Raw genomic sequence first — 7800 nt, 5'->3', positions numbered from 1 at the left:
GCCTCTCTCATCAGGATGTGCCGATGGATCTGCTGGCGCGCCAGCAGCCCCCCTCGCTGGCCCACTGGTTTGGCACCGATCAGATGGGGCGGGATCTCTGGTTGCGCGCCTTTCAGGGCACCCTCACCAGTCTGGAGCTTGGCATCAGCACGGCTCTCTGCAGTGGCCTGCTGGCCATGGTGGCAGCCAGCGTGTCGCTCATTCACCCCAGATGTGATGCGGCGGTACGAATGGTGATCGACGCCATGCTGGCGCTGCCCCATATGCTGCTGCTGATTTTGATCTGCTTCACCGTGGGGGGCGGTATGCGCGGGGTGATCCTGGCGGTGGCGCTCACCCACTGGCCCAAGCTCGCGCTGATCCTCTGCGCAGAAGCGCGGCGGATCGCCTGCTGCGACTATGTGGTGCTGGCCCGCTGTCAGGGGATGGGGGCGCTGCGTCGCTGGCGCACCCACCTGCTGCCGGGGCTGTTGCCCCAATGGTTTATCGGGACTTTGCTGATGTTTCCCCATGCGGTGCTGCACAGCGCGGCCTTGAGCTTTCTCGGCTTTGGGCTGGCGGCCCACGAGGCCTCGCTGGGCCTGCTGCTGGCCGATGCCCTGCGTTATCTGGCCGGCGGTGGCTGGTGGCTAGCCCTCTTCCCGGGACTGATGTTGCTGCTGCTGGTGTTGCTGTTTGATCAGGCTACCCGCGCCTTGCAACAGCTGTTGTGGCACAGGAGTGAACCATGCTGAGTTTTGATCAGGTGACCATAGAGGCGGCCCACTACTCCTGGCTGGGGCGACGCAGCTGGCAGCCATTGCTGACCGATCTCAGCCTGCAACTGGCACCGGGGGAGATAGTGGCGCTGGTGGGGGGGAGCGGCGAGGGCAAGAGCCTGCTGCTGCAAAGCGCTCTGACATTGCTGCCGGACAACCTGCGGATGCGCGGCACCATCTCCCTCGATGGCACGCCTCTGTGCGACGCCAGCCGGGCCCGTTTGCGCGGTCACACCCTCTGCTATGTGCCGCAGGGGGTAAGCGCCCTTAATCCGCTGCTGACGGTGGAGCGCCAGTTGGGCCGCGCAGCGCGCCTCTGCGGCCAGAGCGGTTCTCGCGAGCGGCTCGGCGAGCAACTGATGCGCTACCAGCTGCCCGCGACCACCCTGGACAGATTTCCACGCCAGCTCTCCGGCGGCATGGCCAAGCGCATTCTGGCCTGCACCGCGGCGCTCGGCGGTGCCCGCTACATTCTGGCGGACGAGATCACCGCCTGGCTCGATGAAGGGTTGGCCTGCCAGCTGCTCGGCCAGTTGCGTGAATTGGCCAATCAGGGCAGCGGCATCCTCTGGGTGACCCACGATTTGGCGCTGGCGGCCCGCTTTGCCGATCGCATCGTGGCGCTCCATCAGGGGCAGGTGAGCGACACCTTGAGCTGCCACCATCTGCGCCAGGGGCAGGGGAGCGAGATGCTCCGTGCCCACTGGCAGGCGCTGCCCGAGTTCAATGCGCTCTTCTCTGTGCCGGAGGTTTCCTGATGTTGGAAGTACGAAATCTCACCATCTCCCAGGGGGAACGCCCCCTCTGGCAGGGGTTATCGCTGACGGTGAAAGCGGGCGAACGGCTTGGCATCTCCGCTCCGAGCGGCCATGGCAAGACCACGTTGGGGCGAGTGTTGGCGGGTTGGCAACCGGTTGGGGCCGGCGGGCAGATCCTGCTGGATGGGCAGCCGGTGCCTGAACAGGTAAAAGGTTATAACCCCATCCAGCTGGTGCCCCAGCACCCGGAACTCACTTTCAATCCCTATCGCACCACCGGCCAGGCGCTCTGGGACGTATGGCGTCCCGATGACGCCATGCTGGCACGTTTTATGGTCAAGCCTGCGTGGCTCAGTCGTAAACCCGGCCAACTCTCCGGCGGTGAGCTGGCCCGCATCGCGCTGCTGCGCGCCCTCGATCCCCGCACCCGATTGCTGATTGCCGATGAGGTGACTGCCCAGCTGGATCCGCAAATTCAGCGCCAGCTCTGGCGGGAGTTGATGGTTGAGTGCGAGCAGCGCGGCCTCGCCATGCTTGTCTTCAGTCACCAGCAGGCACTGCTGCGTCAGATCTGTCATCGGGTGCTGCGCTTTGGTGAGATGCAGCCCGTGACTGGTGTATTGGCTGAAAATGCGGCCTGAGGGTTAGTTCCCCCTCATCCCCAGCCCTTCTCCCGCAAGGGGAGAAGGGGGCAGACGGTGCCATCTCACCCGCCCGGGGTTAGGGTTTGGAAAAATTCGGGGTTTGAAAATATGGCTGGTTGTTATGCTCGAAGCCCCCTGAGGGGTTTGAGGGCGTCGTATAGCCGCGGCATCCACAAACCGGTTCCCTCTCCCTGGGGAGAGGGCTAGGGTGAGGGGAAGCGAGTGTGGGATGCTGGCCATTTTGGACGGATAGCATGACCGACAAGGTCTACAGATAAAAGAGAGGGAGGCATCAGCCTCCCTCTCTTGCTATCCGCCGTTGGTAACGGCATTTAACCGGTTCTGGTTCAGGCCGTGGCCAGCCAGTTGAGCCAGGCATCCATCCCTTCGCCGGTAGTGGCGCTGACCTGGATCACCTGAATATAGGGGTTGACCCGTTTGGCGTTCTCGATGCAGCGGGCCACGTCAAAGCTGACGTAGGGCAGCAGATCGATCTTGTTGATCACCATCAGCTGGGCGGCGGCAAACATGTCCGGGTATTTCAGCGGCTTCTCTTCCCCCTCGGTGACGGAGAGGATCGCTACCTTGTACTTCTCGCCGAGATCGAAGCTGGCGGGGCAGACCAGATTGCCCACGTTCTCGATAAAGAGGATGCCCCCTTGATGGGCGGGCAGCTGGTGGCAGGCGTCGTGAACCATTTTGGCATCCAGATGGCAGCCCTTGCCGGTGTTGATCTGCACGGCAGGGACGCCAGTAGCACGGATGCGATCCGCATCGGCACTGGTCTGTTGATCCCCTTCGATCACGGCGCAGGGACGTTTTTCGGCCAGCAGGCGCAGGGTTTCGCACAGCAAGGTGGTTTTGCCTGAACCCGGGCTAGATACCAGATTGAGCACCAGCTGGTCTGCGGCAGTGAAGTGCTCGCGGTTGTGGGCCGCCAGCGCATTGTTCTTGGCCAGCACGTCCATCTCGATGGCGATCAGCTGACGCTGCCCCATGCCTGGAACCGACAATCCCGCTTCCCCTTTGCCGTAGTGCAGATCACCCTGCTGATGGTCATGGTCATGGTCATGGTCATGGTCATGGTCATGGTCATGGTCATGGTCATGGTCATGGCTGTGATCATGGGGATGCGCGTGGGAATGGCCGTGGTCATGAGAGTGGACATGATCATGATGATGGTCGTGGGGGTGATCATGGTGGTGCTCATGGGGGTGATCATGCCCCTCATAGCTTATGGGAGCCCGCACCCCGTGGTAGTGGTGATGGACATCCCCCTGATGGTGATAGTGGTGGTGAATGATCAGGGTGCGCGGCGCACCCTGCTCGTGGTCATGATGGTGATGGGCATCATGAGCATGATGATGGTCGTGCTCATGACCATGTTCATGGTGATGTTCATGATCGTGCTCATGGCCGGCGATCCGCGCCTGGCCGCATCCGCATACGCTACACATATCAACTTACCTCGATGTCGGTGATGCGCAGGCTATCACCCTGCGCGACTCGTAATTTGTATCCGCCACACTCGGGACAGGCCTGCCCGCGCTCGGTGAGGGTGACCGTCTGGTTGCAGTCGTAACACCAGGCCTCTGCCGCCTGGTGCTGAAAGTGAAGCTGGGCCCCTTCGACGGCAGTGCCCTTGGCGGCCGCCTCGAAACAGAAGGCAATCGTGTCCGGGTCGACGCAGGAGAAGCTGCCAACCTCGAGCCAGAGGGCGGTCACCTTGGTAAACCCCCGCTGGGTGGCCTGCTCGGCCGCCAGATCGATGGCAGCCATGGCCAGAGACATTTCGTGCATGGTGGCTCCTTAACCGATATGGGGAGGAGCAGTGACTCCTCCCTGTAATTGACGGAACGGCATGGCTGCTCAACAGATCCGCGGCAGCAGCTCCCCCTGCGGCAGCTCCAGATAACGGCGGCTACCCCAGGGGTTATTGAGGATCACCTTGTGGCGATCGCTTGCCTGCACCACGCCGATCTGGCTGGCGGTGGGGTTGAATTGCCGCAAGATGCCCAGTGCGTCCTGCGCCTGTTCCGTAGGCAGGGCCAGCACCATGGTTCCCTCGTTGGCGAGATCATGGGGCTCGAAACCGTAGAGCTCGCACAGGCCGCGCACCGGATCGCACACCGGAATGGCGGACTCCTCCAGCTCTATGGCCACTTGGGAGGCGCTGCTCCACTCGTTGAGCACGGCGGCAAGGCCACCGCGGGTGGCGTCGCGCAGGGCGTGAGGGGTAATACCAGCTTTAAGCAGCGCTTCGACCTGCGGCCAGAGGGTGGTGCAGTCGCTCTTGAGATCGGAGCCCAGTTGCAGGGCGTCACGGGCCATCAGGATGCAGGCGCCGTGGCTGCCGATATCCCGCGACACCAGAATGGTGTCACCGGCCTTGAGGTTGCGTACCGAGATGCCCCGGCTCTGCTCAGGCAGCGGGAAGGTGCCGACCCCGCTGGTGTTGATGAAGATCTTGTCAGCGGCTCCCTTGGGCACCACCTTGGTGTCGCCGCAGACAATGCGGGCACCGCTGTTGGCAAGTTCTGCTGCCATCGACTCGACGATGCGGGCCAGATCGGCGTAGGGAAAGCCCTCCTCGATGATAAAGCTGCAGCTCAGATACTCGGGCTTGGCCCCCATCATGGCGAGATCGTTGACCGTACCGGCGATGGCCAGCTTGCCGATATCACCCCCCTCGAAGAAGAGCGGCGAGACGGTAAAGCTGTCGGTGGTAAAGGCGACGGGGCCGTTTACCGGCAGCAGGGCGGCATCTTCACCGCGCAGCAGGATCTCGTTGCCAAAGTGGCGAAAGAAGAGCTGGTTGATCAGCTGGTTCATTTCTACACCGCCGCCACCGTGGCTTAACTGAATTTCTCTCATTGGATCCCCATATATCGGTAGTAGGCATTGCATGCCCCTTCGGAGCTGACCATGCAGCTGCCCATGGGCTGGGTCGGGGTGCAGCCCCGGCCAAAGACTTTGCACTGGTTTGGCTTGGCCAGGCCGCGCAAGATATCGGCGCACTGGCACGCCTTGTGGTCATCGATGGGAGTCTGATTAAGCGCAAAGTGACGCTCCGCATCGCGCTTGGCGAAGGCATCGCGCAGGCGCAGGGCGGAGGCGTTGATATCCCCCAGACCTCGCCAGCGAAAGTGCTCGCGGGTCTCGAAAAATCGCTCGACCAGCCGCTGGGCGGCTTTATTGCCGCTGGCGGTGACGGCGCGGCTGTACTGCACCTCCAGCGCGTAGCGACCCTCCACCTTCTGGCGCACCATCATCAAGAGCGCCTCCATCACATCCACCGGCTCGAAGCCGCTCACCACCACGGGCACCTGATAGCGATCGACGATGGGCAGGTAGATATCGGCGCCGGTGATGACGCTGACGTGGGAGGGGCCGATAAAGGCGTTCACCTTGGCCACCCCGTCGGCCATCACAGCATGAATGGCGGGGGGCACCAGCACATGGTTGATATGAAACAGGAGGTTATCGACCTCTTGCTCTTCAGCGGCGGCCAGCAAGGCGGCGGTCATCGGGGTAGAGGTCTCGAAACCGATGGCGAAGAAGACCACGGTTTTTTCCGGGTTTTCTTTGGCGATGCGCAGGGCGTCGAGGGGGTCATAGACCGGGCGGATATCGCTCCCCTTGGCCCGCTGCTGGGCCAGCGTACCTTTGGAGCCCGGCACCCGGATCATGTCCCCCAGGGTGACCAGAATGACGCTGGGCTGGCTCGCCAGCTCGATGGCCTGATCGATGCGTTCTTTAGGCATGATGCAGACCGGGCAGCCGGGGCCGTGGACAAACTCGATGCTGGCCGGCAGCAGCTGGTGCAGGCCGTACTTCATGATGGTGTGGGTATGGCCACCGCACACCTCCATCACCCGCAGCGGTTCGGGCAGATCTTTTGCCAGTTCGGTAATTTGCGCGGCGAGGGCGCGGATCACCTCGGGCTGACGAAAGCCCTGAAAGAGATCATTGAGGGTCAGCATGGCAAAATATCCTGCTTGGGCATCAGGGCCACTATCTGGCGGAAGCTCTCGAGGCTGGCCTGCGCCTCCTCTTCGTCAATCTTGCTCATCACAAAGCCGATATGGAGCAGCACATAGTCCCCCAGCTTGAGGGGCTCTTCGAGCAGCATGCAGCTGACGCGCCGCTGCACCCCGAGGGTGTCGACGGTGACGCAGTTATCTTCGGGGTGCAGTTGCACCACCTGAGAGGGGATGGATAGACACATGAATTTCAGGACTCCGACAAGGTGGCACAACCGGTTGTGACAGGCTGATGCGTGGCAAAATGGTGGATGGCAAACCAGAGCTGACCGGCGGCGATGCCACCGTCATTGAGCGGCAGGGTTTCGCTGGTCAATACCCGCCGACCGGCTGCTTCGAGAGCGGGCACCAGCTGGTCCATCAGCACCCGGTTTTGAAAAACGCCGCCCCCGAGCGCCACCGGATAGCCGGGGAAGCACTCGGCAAGGGCAACAACCAGATTGCTGATGGCGCGGATAAAGCCGGCGGCCAGGCTAGCGGTGGAGGTGCCTTTTCTCTGCTCGCTGACAAGGGTATTGATGAGCTCTACCCACTCGATCTGCAGTGGCCCCTCTGTTGATTGGCTGAGATCAAAGGCGAGGGGGAAGGGTTGTTCGTCGGGGGTGAGCTGCAAGGCGGCCGCCTCCAGCAGGAGTCCCGCTTCGCCCTCGTAATCGGGGGTGTCGATCACTCCCAAGAGCGCCGCCACGGCATCGAATAGCCGACCAATGGAGCTGGTGTAGGGGGCGTTGCGACCGAGCTGCCAGAGCTGGTGCAGGTTGCTGATCCGCTCGATAGGTAGCTTGCTTACCAACGGAATATCGAGGGCACTGATCTGCTCAGGAGTGTGCGATTCAAACAGCAGCCCCAGCAGCTGACGTACCGGCTCGCGGATGGCCGCCTCGCCGCCGATCAGCTTGAAGGGGGCAAGGTGGGCAACCCGCTCAAATCCCTGAACGTCTGCGATCAGCAGCTCGCCGCCCCAGAGGGTGCCGTCATCGCCAAGGCCGGTGCCATCGAAGGCAACACCCAGCACCGGGCCCGTGATGTTGTGCTCGGCCATCACCCCCAGCAGGTGGGCGTGATGGTGCTGCACCTCGAGATGGGTTGCACCTTGATTCTGGCAATAGCTTTTGGCCCACTTATGGCTGAGATAGCCCGGGTGGCGATCCGAGACCAGAACTTCGGGGTTGAGATCGTAGAGATCGCGAAAGGTGGCCAGGGTCTGCTCGAAGTGCTGCTGCATCGGCAGGCTGTGCAGATCGCCGATATAGGGGCTGTAGATGCGCTGGCGACCGAAGGCGAGCGCCAGCTGGTTCTTCTGTTGAGCCCCGACAGCCAAGAGCGGCGCCTTGACAGCCTCTTGCAGGCTGGGAGTGCAGGGGGCATAGCCCCGGGCGAGGCGCAACGTCTGGCGTCGCCCGCCTGCCCACTGCACCAGACTGTCGTCGCACGGGTGCAGGATGGGGCGGTTGTGATCCAGGATGCCGTCAATCTCGCTGCCGAGTTCCCTGACTACTGCCTCACAGTCGATCAGGATCGGGCTGCCGCGACCATTGGCGCTGGTGGCCACCAGCGGCATGGCGCAGGCGTCCAGCAGCAGCTGATGGAGCGGGGT

General features: G+C 62.6%; 10 protein-coding genes. 4 read left to right on the top strand and 6 right to left on the bottom strand.

Going from position 1 to position 7800, the window contains the following annotated elements; genetic code table 11:
* The 3 genes from AB5Z09_RS00760 to AB5Z09_RS00750 all read left to right on the top strand — a co-directional run.
* A partial coding sequence (locus AB5Z09_RS00760; protein WP_368194408.1) for an ABC transporter permease occupies positions 1-734 on the top strand: 734 nt, incomplete at its 5' end.
* Positions 728-1516 (top strand): ATP-binding cassette domain-containing protein, encoded by a 789-nt coding sequence (locus tag AB5Z09_RS00755; protein ID WP_368194406.1) that lies wholly within the window; start codon positions 728-730, stop codon positions 1514-1516. The genes AB5Z09_RS00760 and AB5Z09_RS00755, both read left to right, overlap by 7 nt.
* A complete protein-coding gene (locus AB5Z09_RS00750) occupies positions 1516-2157 on the top strand; it encodes an ATP-binding cassette domain-containing protein (RefSeq protein ID WP_368194404.1) in 642 nt (213 codons plus the stop codon). The genes AB5Z09_RS00755 and AB5Z09_RS00750 overlap by 1 nt, the downstream gene beginning before the upstream one ends.
* A gap of 350 nt (positions 2158-2507) precedes the next feature.
* Here AB5Z09_RS00750 and hypB read toward each other — a convergent pair whose 3' ends face one another.
* Complete coding sequence (gene hypB, locus AB5Z09_RS00745) at positions 2508-3398, bottom strand: hydrogenase nickel incorporation protein HypB (protein ID WP_368194409.1); 891 nt, start codon at positions 3396-3398, stop codon at positions 2508-2510.
* Between hypB and AB5Z09_RS00740 the strand changes: the two genes are divergently transcribed.
* Positions 3285-3641 (top strand): hypothetical protein, encoded by a 357-nt coding sequence (locus AB5Z09_RS00740; protein WP_368194402.1) that lies wholly within the window; start codon positions 3285-3287, stop codon positions 3639-3641. The genes hypB and AB5Z09_RS00740 overlap by 114 nt on opposite strands.
* Here the strand turns inward: AB5Z09_RS00740 and hypA are convergent.
* The 5 genes from hypA to AB5Z09_RS00715 form a co-directional block, all read right to left on the bottom strand.
* Complete coding sequence (gene hypA / locus AB5Z09_RS00735) at positions 3619-3960, bottom strand: hydrogenase maturation nickel metallochaperone HypA (RefSeq protein WP_024944968.1); 342 nt, start codon at positions 3958-3960, stop codon at positions 3619-3621. The genes AB5Z09_RS00740 and hypA overlap by 23 nt on opposite strands.
* 69 nt (positions 3961-4029) lie before the next feature.
* Positions 4030-5034, bottom strand: coding sequence for a hydrogenase expression/formation protein HypE (hypE, locus tag AB5Z09_RS00730; RefSeq protein WP_203976435.1), 1005 nt, complete (start codon positions 5032-5034; stop codon positions 4030-4032).
* Complete coding sequence (hypD, locus tag AB5Z09_RS00725; RefSeq protein ID WP_368194400.1) at positions 5031-6143, bottom strand: hydrogenase formation protein HypD; 1113 nt, start codon at positions 6141-6143, stop codon at positions 5031-5033. Before hypD ends, hypE begins: the two co-directional genes overlap by 4 nt.
* The gene (locus AB5Z09_RS00720; RefSeq protein WP_368194398.1) at positions 6137-6388 is read right to left on the bottom strand and encodes a HypC/HybG/HupF family hydrogenase formation chaperone; all 252 of its coding nucleotides are present in this window, start codon (positions 6386-6388) and stop codon (positions 6137-6139) included. The genes hypD and AB5Z09_RS00720 overlap by 7 nt, the downstream gene beginning before the upstream one ends.
* Before the next feature lie 5 nt (positions 6389-6393).
* Positions 6394-7800, bottom strand: a 1407-nt coding sequence (locus tag AB5Z09_RS00715) for a Sua5/YciO/YrdC/YwlC family protein (RefSeq protein WP_368194396.1), incomplete at its 5' end; no start/stop codon positions are given.

This window comes from Aeromonas sp. R2-2 (assembly GCF_040908355.1).
In the GTDB taxonomy this organism is placed as follows: Bacteria; Pseudomonadota; Gammaproteobacteria; order Enterobacterales; family Aeromonadaceae; genus Aeromonas; species Aeromonas veronii.
The sequence above is the reverse complement of the archived record's forward strand: the minus strand, read 5'-3'. Positions and strand labels throughout refer to the sequence as shown.

Coding starts and splice junctions, on each gene's coding strand:
- AB5Z09_RS00740 (WP_368194402.1), top strand. CDS start 3,285: ATGGGGATGCGCGTGGGAATGGCCGTGGTCATGAGAGTGGACATGATC.
- hypA (WP_024944968.1), bottom strand. CDS start 3,960: ATGCACGAAATGTCTCTGGCCATGGCTGCCATCGATCTGGCGGCCGAG.
- AB5Z09_RS00720 (WP_368194398.1), bottom strand. CDS start 6,388: ATGTGTCTATCCATCCCCTCTCAGGTGGTGCAACTGCACCCCGAAGAT.
- hypE (WP_203976435.1), bottom strand. CDS start 5,034: ATGAGAGAAATTCAGTTAAGCCACGGTGGCGGCGGTGTAGAAATGAAC.
- AB5Z09_RS00755 (WP_368194406.1), top strand. CDS start 728: ATGCTGAGTTTTGATCAGGTGACCATAGAGGCGGCCCACTACTCCTGG.
- AB5Z09_RS00750 (WP_368194404.1), top strand. CDS start 1,516: ATGTTGGAAGTACGAAATCTCACCATCTCCCAGGGGGAACGCCCCCTC.
- hypD (WP_368194400.1), bottom strand. CDS start 6,143: ATGCTGACCCTCAATGATCTCTTTCAGGGCTTTCGTCAGCCCGAGGTG.